Here is a 16801-nt window from a genome sequence, read left to right as displayed (position 1 = left end):
CGTGACCACTGACGAAGGCTCCTCGCGGAACCGTCTTCGCGCCGTCTCATACCACCGAGTGCCCGCCGTGGCCGGTTACCTGTGCCTGCTCGTGGGCGCACTCGACGTCGCGGGGGCGATCTTCCCGCGTATGCGGCACGCGCGAGTGCAGACTCTGGCCGTCGCCCTGCCCGGGGCCGTGTCCACCCTGGCCACCGCCGCCTCGCTGATCGTGGGCGTGCTGATGGTGATGCTGGCGCACGCCCTGCGGCGCCGCAAACGGCGGGCCTGGCGGGCGGTGATGATCCTGCTGCCCACGGGCGCGGCACTGCAACTGCTGCGCTGGCACCAGCATGTGCCCGGCGCCGTCACGGTGCTGCTGTTCGTACTGCTGCTCGTCGCCCGCCGGGAGTTCTACGCGCTGTCCGACCCGCGCACCCGGTGGCGGGCGGTGTGGAACTTCCTCCTGCTGAGCGCCTTCAGCTTCGGCGCGGGACTGCTGATCGTCGGCGCGCACCCCAGGAAGGTCGTCGCGGCCTCGCTGTCCGACCGTATCCAGCACGTCGCCTACGGTCTGATCGGCATCGAGGGACCGGTGCACTACTCCAGCGAGCGCACCAGCGACCTCGTGTACTTCTCGCTCGCCGGGCTCGGCCTGCTGACCGCGGCCACCACCCTCTACCTCGCACTGCGCCCCTCCACACCCGTACCCGTCCTCGGCGACGACGAGGAGCGGCGGCTGCGCGCCCTGCTGGAACGGCACGGCGAGCGGGACTCGCTGGGCTACTTCGCGCTGCGCCGCGACAAGAACGTGCTCTTCTCCCCCACCGGAAAGGCGGCGATCGCCTACCGGGTGGTGTCCGGCGTGATGCTCGCGGGCGGCGATCCGATCGGCGACGTGGAGGCCTGGCCGGGCGCCATCAAGGAGTTCATGGACACCGCCGCCCGGCACGCCTGGGTCCCCGCGGTGATGGGGTGCAGCGAGACCGGCGGCGAGGTGTGGACCCGCGAAGCCGGCCTGAACGCGCTGGAGATCGGCGACGAGGCCGTCGTCGACACCGGCGCCTTCACCCTGTCCGGGCGGCCGATGCGCAATGTCCGGCAGATGGTCAACCGCATCGAGCGGGGCGGCTACACCTGCCGCATCCGCCGCGTGCGCGACCTGTCCGAGCAGGAGACCGAGCAGATCCGCGCCGCGGCGGCCGCCTGGCGCGGCACCGAGGTGGAGCGCGGCTTCTCCATGGCCCTCGGCCGCTTCGGCGAAGTGGGCGACGGCGACTGCGTAGTCGTCACCGCCCACAAGGAACCGGACGCCGGCGCCCCCGCGCCCGGCGGGGACATCCGCGCGGTCCTGCACTTCGTGCCCTGGGGCCGGGACGGGATCTCCCTGGACCTGATGCGCCGCGACCGCACCGCCGACCCCGGGCTGAACGAACTCCTCATCGTCAAGGCCCTCCAGGAGGCGCCCGGCCTCGGTGTCAACCGTGTCTCGCTGAACTTCGCCATGTTCCGCGCCGCCCTCGCCCGCGGTGAGCGCCTGGGCGCCGGACCGGCCCTGCGCGCCTGGCGCGGCCTGCTGCTGTTCCTCTCCCGCTGGTTCCAGATCGAGTCGCTGTACAAGTTCAACGCCAAGTTCCAGCCCCAGTGGGAGCCGCGCTTCCTGGTCTACCCCACAGCCCGCGACCTGCTCCGCATCAGCCTGGCCGCGCTCCAGGCCGAGGCGTTCCTCAATCTGTCCTGGCCCACCCCGTGGCGGCAAAAGCCCCGGCGGCCGAAGCCCGTACCCGTGTCCTCGGAGGCGAAGCCCGCCGAGGCGGAGCCCGCCGCGTTCGAGCCGCCCGGAGGGCCACCGGTATCCTAGTTGCATGGATGCGCAAGGACAGGTGTGGGACGCCGAGGCGGCAGACCGGGCGGTGGCCGTGCTCAAGGCTGTGGCGGACCCCTCCCGCTACCGGCTGCTGTGGGCACTCAGCAACGGTGAGCAGCCGGTGAGCGAGCTGGCCCAGATGCTGGGCGCCCACGTGGCCGCGACGTCCCAGCACCTGGCCAAACTCCGGGCAGCCGGTCTGGTGACGACACGCCGGGAGGGCACGCGTATCTTCTACCGGGCCGCGGGAGTGCGTCCGCTGCTGGAGGCCGCGCACCTCGCGGGTGCCGAAGACGGTGGCCCGGGAACCGGCGGCCCCGACGGCGAGGAGAGCGCGCTCGCACCCCGGCGGGCCGCCGCCACCAACCCGGCGCTCTCACACCGCCCGGCCCTGGGCGGCACCCCGTGAGGCTGCCTCCTCACGGTGCTCAGGCGGGGTACTGGGTGCCCGTGGGTCCGGCCGCGTCGCCGGTGTCGTCGCGGCGGTACTCCTCGGGGCCGGCGTCGTAGGCGTACAACTCGGCGTAGCGGCCCCAGTCGGTGGCCGTCTCCAACTGCTGGTCGACCTGCTCGCTGGTGTAGTGATGGGCCAGCAGATCGCGGAAGAAGCCGGCCCGCGCGGTGCCGTCGGCCTTACCGCGCACACTGCTGGTGATCACCTTGACCAGCGGCAACTGGATCGCGGCCCGGGCGAAGATGGTCTTCGACTCCTGGACGTCGGCCCCGGCGAACGCGGTGCCGGTGTCGGTGAGCAGCAGGTCGTTGCCGCTGAACCCGGCGAAACCGAGCAGGTCCAGGGCGTCGACCTGGGGCAGGATGTCGTCGACCTCGAGGCCGAGGTCGTCGGCGAGATCGGCGAGGTCGCAGCGCCCGCCGCGGTGCAGCACCAGCTCCGCCAGGCCCGACAGCCCGTCCACGCTCGCCTGCGGCAGCGGGGTGTTGGCCACCGTCCGCCTCTCCAGGTCGGCCGGCTCCTGGCGGCCGGGGGTACGGCCCTCCTTCTGCCGGCCGGTCATGGTGCGGTAGACGCGGTTGATCATGTCCTCGAAGGCGGCGGAGTTTCGGTCGCGTGGCCGGTCCAGGCCGACCTCGAACACCTCCCGGATAGTGCCGTAGGGGCGGGAGCCGAGCACCACGATCCGGTCGGCCATCAGGACCGCCTCCTCGATGTTGTGGGTGACCAGCACGATGGCCCGGGTGGGGAACTGGCCGGACTCCCACAGCTCCATCAGCTCGCCGCGCAGGTTCTCCGCAGTGAGCACGTCCAGGGCGGAGAACGGCTCGTCCATCATCAGCACGTCCGGCTCGACCACCAGCGCGCGGGCGAAGCCGACGCGCTGGCGCATGCCGCCCGACAGCTCCTTGGGGTAGGCGGACTCGAAGCCGTCCAGGCCGATCAGGTCGATGGCCAGGCGGGCGGCCTCGGCGCGCTCCACGGGGTGCACGCCCTTGGCCTCCAGGCCGAGTTCGACGTTCTGCTGCACGGTCAGCCAGGGCAGCAGCGCGAAGGTCTGGAACACCATCGCCGTACCGGGGTTGGCGCCGGTCAGCGCGGCGCCCTTGTAGCTGACGGTGCCGGAGCTGGCCGGGACGAGTCCGGCCATGCAGCGCAGCAGCGTCGACTTGCCCGAGCCGGACTTGCCCAGCAGCGCGACGACCTCACCCGCGCGGATCTCGAGGTCGATGCCGGAGAGCACGGGCAGTTCGCCGTCGGCGCCGGCGTACGACTTCGTCAGGCCGACGGTCTCCAGCAGCAGTTCGCCGTCGGCCGGGCGGGTGTTCTCGGTGGCCGGAAGGGTGTTCATCGCCATGGCAGGGTCCAAGCTGTGGGGTGCGGAGACAGGACTACGGGTGGGCCCGGGGTGCGGACGGAAGGGGATCACAGGGAGTACCGGGACTCTGCCAGTCGGTACAGGCGGCGCCAGAGGAAGCGGTTGAGGCAGACGACGTAGGCACTCATCACGACGACGCCCGCGATCAGCTGGGGATGGTTGCCCTCCTCCGTGGCGCGGGCGATGTAGGCGCCCAGGCCCGTGGCGGTGAGCGTGACGCCGCCGAAGGTGACGACCTCGGCGACGATGGAGGCGTTCCAGGCGCCGCCCGAGGCGGTGATGCCGCCGGTGACGTAGGAGGGGAAGATGCCGGGGATGATCAGCCGCCGCCAGCGCTGCCAGCCTCTCACCCCGAGGTCGTCCATGGCCTCGCGCAGGTCGGTGGGGATCGCCATGGCGCCGGCGATGGTGTTGAAGAGGATGTACCACTGGGCGCCCAGCGCCATCAGGAAGATGCCGCCGATGTCGATGCTCAGGCCGGTTCGGAGGAAGCACCACACGGCCAGGGGGAAGAGGAAGTTCGCCGGGAAGGACGCCAGCACCTGCACCACCGGCTGGGCGATCCTCGTCAGCCGGGGCGAGAAGCCGATCTTCACGCCGATCGGCACCCACACCACCGTGGCCACGGCCACCAGGACGGCGACGCGGGCCAGGGTGGCGAGCCCGAGCAGCAGCGGCTCGCCGAACACGCCCAGGCCCGTGCGGTCGTACAGGTAGAGGCAGAGGTCGACCAGGCCCCAGACGACCAGCCCGCCCGCGACCAGGGCGAAGGCGACGTCTCCGGCGCGCCGCTTGCCGCGCGGCACCACGAGCGGCCGGTCGTCGGTGCCGAAGACGCTCCCGGCCCGGCTCAGCGCCCGGCCGACGGGGCGCAGCAGGCGGCCGGCGAGCCGGGGCCAGTCGGAGCGCCGCAGGAAGTCCAGGACGACCGACCGCTGCACCTCGCTGGCCTCGGACTGCTCGATCTTGAACTTCTCCGCCCAGGCGGTCAGCGGCCGCCAGAACAGGAAGTTCACCCCGATCACCATGACCGCCATGGTGAGGATGGCGCAGCCGACCTTGGCCAGGTCGCCGTCGGCGATCGCGGCCCCGGCGTAGGAGCCGACCCCGGGCAGGGCGTAGTCGGTGTGACCGAGGGTGACCGCCTCGGAGGCGACGAGGAAGAACCAGCCGCCACCGAAGCTCATCATGCCGTTCCAGACCAGGCTGATCATCCCGGCGGGCAGCTCCACCTTCCAGAACCTCATCCACCGGGTGAAGCCGAACGACCGTGACAGCTCGTCCAGCTCGCGGGGCAGCGAGGTGAGGGAGTGGTAGAAGCCGAACGTCATGTTCCACGCCTGGGAGGTGAAGATGGCGAAGATCGCGGCACACTCCAGGCCGAGCATCGAGCCCGGGAACAGGGCGACGAACCCGGTCACCGCCACCGTCAGGAACGCCAGCACCGGCACGGACTGAAGGATGTCCAGCGCCGGAATCAGGACCCGTTCCAGACGGCGGCTCTTGGCGGCGGCGTAGGCGTAGACGAAGGTGAACGCCGTGGAAAGGGCCAGGGCGACGAACATGCGCAGCAGCGAGCGGGCGGCGTCATAGGGCAGTTGGCCGACGCCGGTGTCCACCTTCGCCGACTGGCTGGTGGAGAACGAGACCGTGATCCCTTTCCCCACTCGCAGGGTGAGGTACAGCAGCACCACCACCGCGGCGGCGACGACCAGGTCCACCCAGGTCATCCGGGACAGACCGCCGGCGAACCGGGCGGGGAACGAGGCCCGCGACCGCGAGGCGGGCGCACTCGTCCGGAACGACATCACAGGCACCTCCAACCGCGCTTCGCCCGGACTGCGGCACATGGGTGCCCTGGTGCGAGCGCACCGCGAAGCGGGTGGAGCTCGCCCAGGGCCGACATGACAGGGTACGGCGAGAAAGCGGCGAAAAGAGAAGAAGAGGAGAAGAGGCAAAGAAGGAGGAGGAAAGAGAAGCGAAAGAAGAAAGCGGACGACCTGGGCGGCGGTCAGAGACTGCCGAGGAGGCCGCTCGGACTGGGTGGGTCGATGTCCACGAGTGCCTCCGTTCAGCCATGCGGTTCCGTCGGGGAGCACGGGCCTCGCGCACGGCGCGACAGGCGGGTGCCGACAGGCAGTGTGCCGTTTATTGCGTCGATACGCAAATAGAGCGGCCCCGGCGGTCGAGAGCCCCCGGGGCCCGGATGTCAGGCGTCGCGGCGGCGCACCGCCCACCAGCCGGCCAGCAGCGCGGCCGCCGCCCACAGCGCCGTCACCGCGAGCCCCGTCCAGGGGCCGAGGCCGCCCGCCGCCTCTTGGTGCAGGACCTGCTGTCCGGCCCGGTCGGGCAGATAGCGGGAGGCGCCCTCGGCGATGTCCCCGATCACGAAGGACACGATCAGGATGAACGGGATGAGCAGGCTGAGCACCGCGACGGCGCTGCGCAGCAGCAAGGTGAGTCCCGCGGCGAACAGGGCCATCAGGGCGAGGTAGATCCCGGCGCCGACACAGGCCCGCAGCGCTCCCGGCGAGCCGAGGCCGATGGCGTACTCCCCCAGGAACGCCTGGCCCACGAGAAAGGTGGTGAATCCGGTCACGAGCCCCACGGCGAGGGAGGCGGCACCCACGACCGCCGCCTTGGCCGCGCAGAGCAGGCCCCGGCGCGGCACGGCCGACAGGGAGATCCGCAGGGCGCCCCCCGCGTACTCGGACGAGACGGCGGTGGCCCCGAAGGCGATGGCGGCGATCTGCGCGAAGTTGATCGCGTAGAAGGCTCCGAAGAGAGGATCCTCGCCGCCGATCGCCTCCGCCCGGCCGACGGTGGAGTAGACGAGCAGGGTGATGGCCAGGGTGGCGGCGAAGACCGCGATGAGCGAGCCGAAGCTCGCCCGGACCGACCGGATCTTGATCCACTCGGAGTGGAGAACAGCGGTGACGGACATGGTCACACCTCCTGCGGGGTGGTCGGGGACGCGGCGGCCGCGGCGGCGAACTCGGCCTCGCCGGTCGTGAGTGCGAGATAGGCCTGCTCCAGGGAGGCCCGTTCGTCGGTGAGTTCGAGGATCGGGATGCCTTCGCGGGCGGCGACGGCTCCGACCTGCTCGGCTCTGGCGCCGTCGACCACCAGCGGGCCGCCGTCGCCGTCCGCCACCGCGTACCCCTCGGCCAGCAGCACGGCCCGCAGCCGGGCGGGGGCGCCGGCGCGCACCCGGACGCGCGGGTGGCTGTGCTGTTCGATGAAGTCCTCCATGGCGGTGTCGGCGAGGAGCCGGCCCCGGCCGAGCACGACGAGGTGGTCGGCGAAGGCCGCGGTCTCGTTCATCAGGTGGCTGGAGACCAGGACCGTGCGGCCCTCCCGGGCCAGCCGGCGCAGCAACTCGCGGATCCAGACGATCCCTTCCGGGTCGAGGCCGTTGGCGGGTTCGTCCAGCATGAGGGCGGGCGGGTCGCCGAGGAGCGCGGCGGCGACGCCGAGACGCTGGCGCATGCCGAGGGAGAAGGTACGGATGCGGCGGCGTGCCACCGTGGCGAGACCGGTCTCCTCGAGCACCTCGTCCACGCGGCGGGCCGGGATGCGGTTGCTGACGGCGAGGAAGCGCAACTGGTCGCGGGCGGTACGGGAACCGTGGGCCGCCTGCGCGTCCAGCAGCGCGCCGACGGTGCGCAGGGGTTCACTCAGGGCCGTGTAGGGGCGGCCCCCCACGGTGGCGGAGCCGGCGGTGGGGCGGTCGAGGCCGAGGACGAGCCGCATGGTGGTGGACTTGCCGGCGCCGTTGGGACCGAGGAACCCGGTGACCCGGCCCGGTTCGATGGTGCACGTCAGACGGTCGACGGCCCGGGTGCCGCCGTACTCCTTGGTGAGGCCCTGCACATGGATGCTGGTCATGGCTTCAGCCTGGCCCGACGAGCGGGGGCCGGGCCTCCCCCGCCGGAGGAGACCGCCTCCCCCGTCCGGGGGAGCCGCCGGTCCCGCCCGCTCTGCCAGGATGACCGCATGCTCGGCCTGCTGTCACCGCTGACACGTGCGGTCACCTACACCCGCTGGCTCCACCTGCTGGTGGGGTCGATCGTGCCGTTCGTCTGCGCCATGGTCTATCCCGGCCTGGTCGCTCCGACGCCCGGCGACTGGGCACTGATCGCGCTCCTTCCGGTCCCGTTGGTCCTGGCCGTGGCATTGGTGCCCTCGATCCGCCGTGCGGAGGGGCTCCAGGCGCGGCTGATGCTGTTCCCCGGGCCGCACGCGCGGGTGAGGGGCGAGGAGGATCCGGGGGTCTCCGCCGCGCCGTCCGCCTCGTGGACCGACCGGGCCAGAACCGGTGCCTGGATGGTGCTGCGCATGGAGGCGGGACTCGCGGTCGCGCTGGTGTCCGGCCAGTTGATGGCGTTCTCACTGTCGCTCGTCGGGGCGGCCGCCGGGGATCCCACCGTCGCCGACCCGTTCCTTCAGGTTCCCGGGTCCGGCTGGTGGTACGCCCTCCTCGTCCCGGCGCCCGTGCTGATACTGCTCGCGATGGCCGCCGCAACGGGCGCCCTCATGGCCCAGGCCGCCCGCCGCCTGCTCGGGCCGTCGGTCAGGGAGCGTCTGTCGGGGCTGGAGGAGCGCACCGAGCGGCTGCTGGAACGCAACCGGATCGCACAGGAGTTGCACGACTCCCTCGGCCACGCGCTGACTCTGGCCGTGGTCCAGGCGGGTGCCGCCCGGGCGGCCGCCGACCCGGAGTTCACCGACCGGGCGCTGGAGGCCATCGAGGAGACCGGCCGGGCCGCGCTGGAGGACCTGGAAAAGGTTCTGCTCATGCTGCGGGACGCGGGACGGCCGACCGGCCCTCGTCCCGCCCTCGGTGAGGCGGACCGGTTGCTGGAATCCGCGCGGTCCTCGGGCGCTCGGGTCGACGCCGAGGTGACCGGGCCGCTGGAGGACGTGCCCGGGCCGGTCTCCCGCGAGGGCTACCGGATGCTCCAGGAGGCGCTCACCAACGTGCTGCGGCACGCGGGGCCCGTCCACGTCCGCGTACGCATCGCCGTGGAGCAGGCACGGCTGCGGCTGGAGGTGCGCAATCCGCTGACCGGGGCGGTCTCCGCGGCCGGCGCGGGTGGCGGCCGCGGGCTGCGCGGAATCCGGGAGCGAGCGGCACTGCTCGGCGGCGAGGCCAAGGCGGGGCAGGACGACGGCTGGTGGCTGGTGCGCGTCGACCTGCCACTGCGCTGATCTACGCTGGCCGGATGCCGATCACCGTTCTCCTCGTCGACGACGAACCGCTCGTACGGGCGGGCCTGCGGGCCGTGCTGGAGGCGCAGCCGGACATCGAGGTGGTGGGCGAGGCGGCCGACGGGGCCGCCGTGATCCCCCTGGTGCGGCAACTGCGCCCCGACGTCGTGGCCATGGACGTACGGATGCCGCTGATGGACGGCATCGAGGCCACCCGGGCCGTGCTGCGCACCGTGCCGGACCCGCCGAAGATCGTGGTGGTGACGACCTTCGAGAACGACGAGTACGTGTACGGGGCGCTGCGCGCGGGCGCCGACGGCTTCCTGCTCAAGCGGGCGCGGCCGGCGGAGATCGTGCACGCGGTACGGCTGGTGGCCGCGGGCGACTCCCTGCTGTTCCCGGCGGCGCTGCGCGAGTTGGCCACCCGGTACGGCGAGGACCACGGCAACGCCGCGGCCCGGACGGCCATGGAGCGGGCCGCGCTGACCGAGCGGGAGGGGCAGGTACTGCGTCTCATGGCGCGCGGCCTGTCGAACGCGGAGATCGCCGCGCGCCTGGTGGTGGGCACCGAGACCATCAAGTCCCACGTGAGTTCCCTGCTGGCCAAACTCGGCGCCCGCGACCGCACACAGGCGGTCATCGCGGCGTACGAATCCGGTTTCGTCGCCCCGGGCTGAGCCTCGGGGCGAGCGGGTGGTCCCGCGCTTCGCCGCGTTCGCGGCGCCTCGTCCTGCTCCGGGCGGCGAAGCGCGGGACACCGGCGGTCACGGGGTCAGGTAGGCCTCCACTTCGCTGAACTGGCCTGCGGGCCAGCCGGTGTTGGCGCTGACGGTCAGGCGGAGCCAGCGGAGGTTGGTGTTGCCCGGCAATGACACGGTGGCCGTGTTGCCGGTGGCCGGGTCGAAGCGGTAGCCCTGGGAGCCGACGACGGTGGAGTAGGTCGAGCCGTCGGTGCTGCCCTGCACGGTGATGGTCTGGGTACGGGCGCCCCAGGCCGAGGACGGCGGCAGCTTCAGCACCAGTCGGCGTACGGCCTGGTTCGATCCCAGGTCGACCGTCAGGGACTGCGGGAAGGCGTTGTTGGTGGACTCCCAGTAGGTGTTGGCGTTCCCGTCCACCGCGTTGCCCGGGGTGTAGACGTCCTGGGAGCCGGTGGCGGTGGCCGGGCGGCCCTTGGCGAGGTTGCGGCCCGGGTCGGGGTCGGGGTTGCCCTGGCCCGGCTGCGGCCAGGTCGAGCAGTCCGACCAGGTGGAGTTCCAGCCGGAGTTGCCGCCGCCGTCGGTCAGCGCGAAGCTGCCCGAGTTGGCCGGGTAGGGGCAGTTGTAGATGCCCGCGGCGCCCACGCCGGTGGCGGTGACGCTCCGGAAGGTCGCCGCGCCCTGCGCCTCGGCCTGGACGACGACCGTGCCGGTGTTCTTCACGGTCGCGCCGTCGACGGTGACGCCCTTGACCGGGTAGCCGTGACCTCCGCCCGACACGAACTCGAAGGCGCTGTACGGGCTGTCGGTGATCGTGGTGTTGGTGACGCGGACGGTGGCGTTGATGGCGCTGTCGTAGGAGTCGACGCGCAGCGCGCCCATCGGATGGTTCCAGTTGGGGTTCATCGCGCCGGCGCGCACCAGCGTGTTGCCGTCCACGGTGATGGTGCCGGCCAGCGGTGAGAAGGGGTCGAGGAACTTCTGGTTGGAGATCGCGATGCCGCTGCCGAGGGCGTTGGTGTCGGAGATCAGGTTGTCCTTCACCGTGATGTCCGTGCCGCCGTAGATCGCGATGCCGTTGGCGAGGTTCGGCTGCGAGATGGTGTTGTTCTCGAAGCTGCTGTTGGTGTCCGGACCGTACAGCGACCACATGGCGAGCGAGTCGTCGCCCTGGTTGCGCAGGAAGTTGTTGCGGACCTTCACGCCCTTGGCGGTGCCGTTGAGGTTGAGGCCGTCGGCGGTGGTGTCGAGGATGCGGCTGTTCTCGACGACGAGGTTGTCGTTGTTGCCGGTCAGCCACAGGCCGACCTTCAGGTGCTGGAGCCACATGCCGGAGACGGAGGAGTTCGGTCCGAGCGAGCCGTTGACGAAGTTGTCGGGGCTGGAGTCGACGCGCTCGGTGACCTCGCCGATGACCGCGAAGTCCTTGATGCGCACGTTCCCCGAGGAGTTGGACTGGTCGATGAAACGGGAGGTGTGCACGACCGAGTACCAGTTGCCCGCGCCCTGGAGGGTGACGTTCTGGACACCGCCGAGGGACGAGGTGAGCCGGTAGTCGCCCGGTGGGATCCACACCACGCCGCCCTGTGCGGCGGAGATGGCGTCCCGGAAGGCCTGGGTGGAGTCGCCCTGGCCGCTGGGGTCGGCGCCCTTGGAGGTGACGGAGACCGATCCGGCGGGCTGGGAGGCTGCCGCGGCGACCTGCTCGAAGTCGGCGACGTCCACGGTGACCTGGACGTTGGCGGCCTCGACGGCGACCTTGTCGCCGGGCTGGACGTTCTGCCCCAGCAGCAGCCGGGCGTTGTCGTAGAAGTGGTGTGTCTTGGCGCCGGCGATCCAGCCGGTGTCGACGTAGGAGTACTTCGAGGTGACCGCGAGCGTCTTGGTCAGCTTCGTGCCGTTGACGTACACGTTGAGCGTGCCGGACTGGCCGTCGGGGACGCTGTAGGAGACGTTCACGGCGTTGGCGGCCCGCGGCACGGTGAACTCCACGCGCTGCCCGGTGGCCAGCCGGACGGCCTGGCGTCCGGAGGCCTCGGAGGCCAGGGTGCCCTGGGTGTAGTCCGGCCCGATCCTGGTCCCGCTCGTGGTGGCGGACTCGGCCTCGACCGAGGTGAAGGGGAGGGTGGCGCCGGCCGCGGCGTGGGCGGCGGGTGCGCCGAGGGTGACGAGCATGCCGGCGGCGAGGGCGACGCTCGCCCCGATGGCCGGCAGGCGCCGGGCTGATCTGGCCCTGGTGTTCGCGTGCATGTGCTGATCCCTTCGTGGTGGGGGGTACGGGGATAGCGCCGTGCGTTGCGACGGGCCGGCTGCGCGGATTCAGGCGCGCAGCCAGACCGCCGTGTCCTGTGGGAGATGGCCGTTCTCGTCCAAGGGGCCGCTGCGCAGCAGGAGTTCTGTGTGTCCGGGGAGTTCGGCGGGCGCGGCGGCGAGGTTGACGACACAGGTCGTGCCCGCCGAGCGGGTGAAGGCGAGGACTCCTTCGGGGGCGGGCAGCCAGGTCAGGGGGGCATCGCCGAAGGCCGGGCGGAGGCGGATCGCCTCCCGGTAGAGGGTGAGCATCGAGGAGGGGTCGCGCTGCTGCCGGTCGACGGCGTACGCGGGCCAGTCGGCGGGCTGCGGCAGCCACGGTTCCTCGTGGGAGCCGAAGCCGGCGTACGGCGCGTCGGCCGCCCAGGGCAGCGGGACCCGGCAGCCGTCGCGGCCGGGGTCGGTGCCGCCGGAGCGGAAGTGCATCGGGTCCTCGACGCGGTCGAGGGGGATGTCGGCCTCGGGCAGGCCGAGTTCCTCGCCCTGGTACACGTAGACGGAGCCGGGCAGGGCCAGGGACAGCAGGGCGGCCGCGCGGGCCCTGCGGGTGCCGAGGGGCAGGTCGGTGGGGGTGCCGAAGGCCTTGGTGGCGAAGTCGAAGCCGGTGTCGGCGCGGCCGTAGCGGGTGACCGTGCGGGTGACGTCGTGGTTGCACAGCACCCAGGTGGCGGGTGCCCCCACGGGGGCGTGCTCGGCGAGCGTGGTGTCGATCGAGTCCCGCAGCCGTCCCGCGTCCCAGGGACAGGACAGGAAGGAGAAGTTGAAGGCGGTGTGGAGTTCGTCGGGGCGCAGGTAGCGGGCGAAACGCTCCGGGTCGGGCAGCCACACCTCACCGACGAAGACGCCGCCGTAGGCGTCGGCCACGGCCCGCCAGGAGCGGTAGATGTCGTGGAGTTCGTCGCGGTCGACGAACGGGTGGGGATCGCGGCCCTCGACGAAGTCCGGCAGCGCGGGGTCCTTGGCGAGCAGGGCGGCCGAGTCGATGCGGACGCCCGCGACGCCCCGCTCGAACCAGAAGCGCAGGATGTCCTCGTGCTCCTGGCGGACTGCCGGATGGGCCCAGTTGAGGTCGGGCTGCTCGGGTGTGAACAGGTGCAGGTACCAGTCGCCGTCGGGCAGCCGGGTCCACACCGGTTCGGTGGAGCCGGCGAACTGGGACGGCCAGTCGCTGGGCGGCAGTTCGCCGTGCTTGCCGCGCCCCACGCGGAAGTGGAACAGTTCGCGCTCCGGACTGCCCGGCGGCGCGGCGAGCGCGGCGCGGAACCACGGGTGCTGGTCGGAGACGTGGTTCGGAACGACGTCGACGATGGTGCGGATGCCCAGTTCCCGGGCCTCCGAGATCAGCTTCTCCGCCTCCGCGAGGGTTCCGAAGGCCGGGTCGATGGCCCGGTAGTCGGCGACGTCGTAGCCGCCGTCCTTCATCGGCGACAGGTACCACGGGTTGAACCACAGGGCGTCGACGCCGAGTTCGGCGAGGTACGGGAGCTTCGCGCGGACTCCGGCGAGGTCGCCGGTGCCGTCCCCGTCGCCGTCCGCGAAACTGCGCACGTAGATCTGGTAGATGACGGCGGAGCGCCACCAGTCGGTCTGCTTCCGGGCATGGGTGGGCTGTCCCACAGTGCGTGCCTTTCTGTCGAGGGGCCGTGTCAGCCCTTGGTGCTGCCGGCGCTGATCCCGGCGATGATGTGCCGCTGGAAGACGAGGAACAGGGCGACCATCGGAATGCTGGCGATCACCATCGCGGCTACCAGCACGGTCAGTTGGATGTTCTGCGACAGCTGGACGAGGGCCACGCTGATCGGCTGCTTGTCGGTGTCGGAGAAGACCATCAGCGGCCAGAGGAAGTCCTGCCACACGGCGACCAGCGCGAAGATCGAGACTACGCCGAGGACCGGCCGGGACATGGGCAGCACCACCGACCACAGGATGCGCAGCCGTCCGGCGCCGTCGATCTCGGCGGCCTCCAGCACGTCCCGCGGGAGCTGGTCGAAGAACCGTTTGAGGAGATAGAGGTTGAAGGCGTTGGCGACGGCCGGCAGCCAGATCGCGAGGGGGTCGTTGAGCAGGCTCGTGTGGATCAGCGGCAGGTCGGCGACCGTCAGGTACTTCGGTACGACCAGGGCCTGGGCCGGGACCATCAGGGTGGCCAGGATGCCGCCGAGGACCACGTTGCCGAAGGCGGGTCTCAGCTTGGACAGGGCGTAGGCGGCGGCCGTGCAGAAGACCAGCTGGAACGCCCAGGCACCGGCGGCCTGCACCACCGTGTTCCACAGGTGCTGCGGGAGCTGCATCAGGTCCCAGGCGTCGGTGAAGCCGTCGAGGTGCCAGCGCTTCGGCAGCAGAGTGGGCGGGGTCTGCGCGACCTCGTCCGGCGACTTCATCGCGCCGGTCGCCATCCAGTAGACCGGGAAGAGGAAGGCGAGCGCGAAGAGCAGGACGACACCGGTGAACACGGTCCAGTAGACGGCCTTCCCGCGCGGGCGGGCCAGGACGGCCGGAGAGACGAGGGTCCGGGTGCTCATGCGTCCCCCTCGGAGCGGGTGAGCCGCAGGTAGCCGGCGGAGAATGCGCCGAGCAGGGCCAGGAGCATCACGCTGAGCGCGCAGGCCCCGCCGAAGTCGTTGTAGAGGAAGGCGTACTTGTAGATCAGGTAGAGGACGGTGACCGTCGCGTTCTCCGGGCCGCCGCCCGTGATGACGAACGGCTCCGTGAACACCTGCATGGTGGCGATGATCTGAAGGAGCATCAGCATCAGGATGACGAACCTGGTCTGCTGGATCGTCACGTGCCGGACGCGCTGGAGGAGGTTCGCGCCGTCCAACTCGGCGGCCTCGTACAGCTCGCCGGGGATGGACTGGAGCGCGGCCAGGTAGATCAGGACGGTGCCGCCCATGTTGGCCCAGGTCGCCACGATCACCAGGGAGACCAGGGCGGTGTCGGCGCCGTTGGTCCAGTTCGAGGTGGGCAGGTTCAGGAAGCGCAGCGCCTCGTTGGCGAGTCCGGCGCCGGGGTCGTAGAACCACTTCCACAGCAGGGCGCTCACCACCGGCGGGATCATCACCGGCAGATAGACCACGACCCGGAAGAAGGCCTTGGCGTGGCGGAGTTCGTTGAGGACCAGGGCGAGGACGAACGGGACGGCGAAGCCGATGAGCAGGGCCAGCAGCGTGAAGGTGAGCGTGTTGCGCCAGGCCGCCGCGAACTCCGGGTCGTGCAGGACACGGGTGAAGTTCGCGGTGCCGACCCACTCGGGCTCGGAGCCCGGCGTGTACTTCTGGAAGGCGATCACGACCGCGCGGATCGCCGGGTACCAGGAGAACAGGGCGAAGCAGACCAGGCCGCCGAGGAGGAATCCGTAGGCGTGGAGCTGGTCGCGCAATCGCCGCCGCCCCCGGCCCCCTGCCGGGGGCGGGGCCGGGAGGGGGCGTACGGCGACCGCCGGGGCGGATCGCCGCGCTGCCGTCTTCGTCATCGCCGTCAGCTCCGGGCCAGGATGCTGTCGATCTTGCCGGAGGCGTCCTTGAGGAGCTGGTCGATGTTCGCGTCCTTCTTGGTGAGGACGGCGGAGACCACGCCGTCGAGGACGGAGTAGATCTGCTGGGCGTTCGGCGGCTCGATCTTGAGCTGGATGTTCTTGTTGCCGTCGAGGAAGGCCTGGTAGTTCTCCACCGGGACGTTGGCGTTGGCCTTCTTGACCTCCTGGTCCTTGGCGTCGGCGGCGCCGGTGAACAGGCGCGGCTCGGGCAGGCCGACCGGGCCGTCGTTCTTCTTGGCGCGGGCGTAGTCACCGAGGAAGCCGGCGCCCGGGGTGAGGAACATGTGGTCGAGCCACTTGAGGCCGGCGCGGATCTGGTCGGGTGTGGCCTTCTTGTTGAACATGTAGCCGTCGCCGCCGATGAGCGTGCCCTTGCCGCCGGGCATGGGGGCGAGGGCCAGGTCCTTGTAGTTGCCGCCCTTCTCCTTGACCAGGATCGGGATGTTGTCGGGGGCGGAGAGGTACATGCCGAGCTTGCCCGAACCCATCATCTGCTGCACGTCGTTGATGACGAGGAGCTGCTTGCTGCCCATCGAGTCGTCGGCCCAGCGCATGTCGTGCAGGTTCTGCAGGACGGCGTGGCCCTCGGGGGTGTCGACGGTGGCCTTCTTGCCGTCGGCGTCGACGACGTCGCCGCCCTGCGAGTACAGCTCGGCGGTGAAGTGCCAGCCGCCCTGGTTCTGGGCGCTGTAGTCGGCGTAGCCGACGGTGCCGCCGCCGAGCGCGGCGATCTTCTTGGCGGCGGCGCGGACCTCCTCCCAGGTGGCCGGCGGCTTGTCGGGGTCGAGGCCCGCCTTCTCGAAGAGCTTGCGGTTGTAGATCAGGCCCATCGAGTAGCCGGTGCGCGGGATGCCGTAGATCTTCCCGTCGACGGTGTAGATGTCGCGCAGCTGCTGCTGGATGGTGTCGTAGCTCTTCAGCTCCTTGACGTACGGGGTGAGGTCGGCCGCCTGGTTGATGTCCACGACGTGCTTGGCGTCGGTGAAGTAGGTGTAGAAGACGTCCTCCATCTGGCCGCCGGCCAGTTTGGCGTCGAACGTCTTCGGGTCCTGACAGGGGAAGGCGTCGTGCGCGACGACGTCGATGTCCGGGTTCCGCTTCTCGAAGGAGGCGATGTCCTCCTCGAAGAACTTCCGGTCGACCTTGGCGCTCTTGGGCGGCTCGCAGTTGACGGTGATGCGGGTCTTGCCGCCGGACGACTCGTCGTCCGACGACCCGCAGGCCGTGGCGACGAGGGCAAGGGAGGAACAGACGCCGATCGCCACAAAGGTGCGGCGGAAGCCGGTACTTGACATCGGTGGACCCCTCTGGACAGGAGCTGTGGGCGCCGCACACTCAAGCACCGGCGACAGTGGTCCGCAAGATGTCA

Annotated in this window: 13 protein-coding genes; 4 read left to right on the top strand and 9 right to left on the bottom strand. The window is 71.0% G+C overall.

Features of this window, described 5'->3' with window-relative positions; all coding sequences use genetic code 11:
* Position 1: 1 nt before the first annotated feature.
* Both ACIQFZ_RS17290 and ACIQFZ_RS17285 read left to right on the top strand, forming a co-directional pair.
* The gene (locus tag ACIQFZ_RS17290; RefSeq protein WP_402691579.1) at positions 2–1840 is read left to right on the top strand and encodes a phosphatidylglycerol lysyltransferase domain-containing protein; all 1839 of its coding nucleotides are present in this window, start codon (positions 2–4) and stop codon (positions 1838–1840) included.
* A gap of 4 nt (positions 1841–1844) precedes the next feature.
* Positions 1845–2255, top strand: coding sequence for a metalloregulator ArsR/SmtB family transcription factor (locus ACIQFZ_RS17285; RefSeq protein ID WP_365418769.1), 411 nt, complete (start codon positions 1845–1847; stop codon positions 2253–2255).
* A 19-nt stretch (positions 2256–2274) separates the two neighbouring features.
* Here the strand turns inward: ACIQFZ_RS17285 and ACIQFZ_RS17280 are convergent, their stop codons facing one another.
* The 4 genes from ACIQFZ_RS17280 to ACIQFZ_RS17265 form a co-directional block, all read right to left on the bottom strand.
* On the bottom strand, positions 2275–3657 hold the full coding sequence (locus tag ACIQFZ_RS17280) for a nitrate/sulfonate/bicarbonate ABC transporter ATP-binding protein (RefSeq protein ID WP_365418766.1): 1383 nt from the start codon (positions 3655–3657) through the stop codon (positions 2275–2277).
* Positions 3658–3725: 68 nt separating this feature from the next.
* On the bottom strand, positions 3726–5486 hold the full coding sequence (locus ACIQFZ_RS17275; RefSeq protein WP_365775234.1) for an ABC transporter permease subunit: 1761 nt from the start codon (positions 5484–5486) through the stop codon (positions 3726–3728).
* 401 nt (positions 5487–5887) lie between these two features.
* Entirely contained in the window at positions 5888–6622 is a 735-nt protein-coding gene (locus ACIQFZ_RS17270; protein WP_402691578.1) for an ABC transporter permease, read from the bottom strand.
* Between the two features lie 2 nt (positions 6623–6624).
* Positions 6625–7566 (bottom strand): ABC transporter ATP-binding protein, encoded by a 942-nt coding sequence (locus tag ACIQFZ_RS17265; RefSeq protein WP_402691577.1) that lies wholly within the window; start codon positions 7564–7566, stop codon positions 6625–6627.
* A gap of 108 nt (positions 7567–7674) precedes the next feature.
* Between ACIQFZ_RS17265 and ACIQFZ_RS17260 the strand changes: the two genes are divergently transcribed.
* Both ACIQFZ_RS17260 and ACIQFZ_RS17255 read left to right on the top strand, forming a co-directional pair.
* Positions 7675–8889 carry a sensor histidine kinase gene (locus ACIQFZ_RS17260; protein WP_402691576.1) on the top strand — a complete coding sequence of 405 codons (1215 nt, stop codon included), beginning with the start codon at positions 7675–7677 and terminating at the stop codon, positions 8887–8889.
* A 14-nt stretch (positions 8890–8903) separates the two neighbouring features.
* A complete protein-coding gene (locus tag ACIQFZ_RS17255; protein WP_402691575.1) occupies positions 8904–9566 on the top strand; it encodes a response regulator in 663 nt (220 codons plus the stop codon).
* A gap of 87 nt (positions 9567–9653) precedes the next feature.
* On the opposite strand, the gene ACIQFZ_RS17250 is transcribed toward ACIQFZ_RS17255, so the two are convergent.
* The 5 genes from ACIQFZ_RS17250 to ACIQFZ_RS17230 form a co-directional block, all read right to left on the bottom strand.
* Positions 9654–11837 (bottom strand): discoidin domain-containing protein, encoded by a 2184-nt coding sequence (locus ACIQFZ_RS17250; protein ID WP_402691574.1) that lies wholly within the window; start codon positions 11835–11837, stop codon positions 9654–9656.
* 69 nt (positions 11838–11906) lie between these two features.
* The gene (locus ACIQFZ_RS17245) at positions 11907–13514 is read right to left on the bottom strand and encodes an alpha-amylase family glycosyl hydrolase (RefSeq protein ID WP_402691573.1); all 1608 of its coding nucleotides are present in this window, start codon (positions 13512–13514) and stop codon (positions 11907–11909) included.
* A 29-nt stretch (positions 13515–13543) separates the two neighbouring features.
* A complete protein-coding gene (locus ACIQFZ_RS17240; protein ID WP_376408405.1) occupies positions 13544–14419 on the bottom strand; it encodes a carbohydrate ABC transporter permease in 876 nt (291 codons plus the stop codon).
* Complete coding sequence (locus ACIQFZ_RS17235) at positions 14416–15369, bottom strand: carbohydrate ABC transporter permease (RefSeq protein WP_402691572.1); 954 nt, start codon at positions 15367–15369, stop codon at positions 14416–14418. The genes ACIQFZ_RS17240 and ACIQFZ_RS17235 overlap by 4 nt, the downstream gene beginning before the upstream one ends.
* A 5-nt stretch (positions 15370–15374) precedes the next feature.
* Complete coding sequence (locus ACIQFZ_RS17230; protein ID WP_402691571.1) at positions 15375–16727, bottom strand: ABC transporter substrate-binding protein; 1353 nt, start codon at positions 16725–16727, stop codon at positions 15375–15377.
* Positions 16728–16801 lie beyond the last annotated feature (74 nt).

The organism is Streptomyces sp. NPDC093064 (genome assembly GCF_044754605.1).
Taxonomy (GTDB): Bacteria; Actinomycetota; Actinomycetes; order Streptomycetales; family Streptomycetaceae; genus Streptomyces.
This window is presented reverse-complemented; position numbering and strand designations above follow the sequence as displayed.